This window comes from Mesorhizobium sp. M7A.F.Ca.CA.002.09.1.1, assembly GCF_003998555.1.
Classification (GTDB): domain Bacteria; phylum Pseudomonadota; class Alphaproteobacteria; order Rhizobiales; family Rhizobiaceae; genus Mesorhizobium; species Mesorhizobium ciceri.
Genome location: NZ_RZRR01001028.1, coordinates 1 through 1,786, shown reverse-complemented (window position 1 = coordinate 1,786; position 1,786 = coordinate 1). Strand labels below are relative to the sequence as shown.

Below are 1,786 nucleotides of genomic sequence, written 5' to 3'. Positions count from 1 at the left end.
CGATGGCGCCGGGCGCTGCTCGCTGGCCGCCGGAGATTTCGGCGCCCTCGAAGGCAGGGCCGGTGGGCGAGGAGGCCGCAACCACCCGCTGGCGATTGCCGAGCACGATCTCGGCATTGGTGCCGACATCGACGATCAGCATCATCTCGTCCTGGCGATGCGGGCCTTCCGACAGCGTCACCGCCGCCGCATCCGCACCGACATGCCCGGCGATGCAAGGCAGCATGTAGAGCCTGGCGCCCTGGTTAAGCTTCAGGCCGATGTCGGATGCCTTGATATGCACCGCACCTGAGACAGCCAGCGCAAAGGGCGCGCCGCCAAGCTCGGTCGGATCGATGCCGAGGAACAGATGGTGCATGATCGGATTGCCGACGAAGACGCTGTCCAGGATGTCGTTGCGCTGGACATTGCCTTCGGCGCAGACCTTGTCGACGAGACCCGAGATCGCCTCCCGCACGGCGACCGTCATGCCCTCGCGGCCGTCCGGGTTCATCATCACATAGGAGACGCGGCTCATCAGATCCTCGCCGAAGCGGATCTGCGGGTTCGAGGTGCCCGACGAGGCGGCGACGCGGCCCGACAGCAGCGACACCAGATGCATGGCGATGGTGGTCGAGCCGATATCGCAGGCCAGCCCATAGGCTTCGTTCTTGAGGCCGGGCCAAAGTGCTACGACGCGCGCTGTCTCAGAGTCGGCATCCTTGTAGATGGCGGCGGTCGCGGTCCAGTTGCCCTTGCGCAGGATGCCTTGCACCTGCGGCAGCAGATAAAAATCGAAATCGAGGCTTTTCAAACCCCAATCGTGCATCAGCGCGATCTTCAGCCGGTCGAGATCACCAAGCGGCTTGTGCATGTCGGGTTCTTCGATCTCGACATAGCACATGCGGATCGCCGCATCGCGGGCGATGACCCTGGTGTCGGCATCCTTGCGGATGGTCTGCGCGTTGATGACCGTATCCTGCGGCACGTCGATGACGAGGTCGCCGAGGATTTGCGCCGAGCAGGAGAGGCGACGCCGTTCGGGTAGGCCGCGGACGCGCTCATAGCGCTCTTCCTTGGCGCCCTTGGGCGTGATGTGGTCGTTGGACGAAATGATCTTGTGCTTGGCGAAATTGCCTTCCTGCACTTCGATCTGGCAACGCCCGCAAGTGGCGCGTCCGCCGCACACACTTTCGACATAGACGCCGAGCTGGCGCGCGGCGTCTAGCACGGGTGTTCCAACAGGAAACCGCCCGCGCTTGCCCGACGGCATGAACAGCACGAGCGGGTCGGTGATGTTTGCAGGTGAATTCACGATTGCGCGCTTATCCTCGGCCCATCCGGGCTTCACGGCCGCCACGGCGGCGACCGCCATTGCCGGCGCCGTCGCCCGGCGCATTGACTTGCGTCGGGGCGGCAACGGCCTGGCCGCCTTCGGCCGGCTTGTAATCCTTGTAGGTGCGGATCCAGTTGGTGCAGTTCTCGTCGGTGCCGTTCAGCACATTGGCGCCGCGCACGGCTTCCATTTCCTGCGGCCGCACCGGGTTCATGATGGCCGAGGTCATGCCGGCGCCGATCACCATCGGGATGAAGGCGGCGTTGATGCCGTGGCGATGCGGCAGGCCGAAAGAGATGTTGGACAGGCCGCAGGTGGTGTTGACCTTGAGTTCTTCACGCAGACGACGCAGCAGCGCGAAGACCTGGCGGCCGGCATCGCCCAGCGCGCCGATCGGCATCACCAGCGGGTCGACGACGACGTCATGCGCCGGAATGCCGAAATCGGCGCAGCGCTCGACGATCTTCTTGG

General features: G+C 64.7%; 2 protein-coding genes. Both read right to left on the bottom strand.

Going from position 1 to position 1,786, the window contains the following annotated elements; all coding sequences use genetic code 11:
* Positions 1-1,354 (bottom strand): ASKHA domain-containing protein (locus EN994_RS29790; protein ID WP_127308073.1); only part of this gene is annotated, 1,354 nt, incomplete at its 3' end.
* The coding region (locus EN994_RS29785; RefSeq protein ID WP_164746342.1) for a dihydropteroate synthase at positions 1,305-1,786 on the bottom strand (482 nt) is incomplete at its 5' end. The genes EN994_RS29785 and EN994_RS29790, both read right to left, overlap by 50 nt.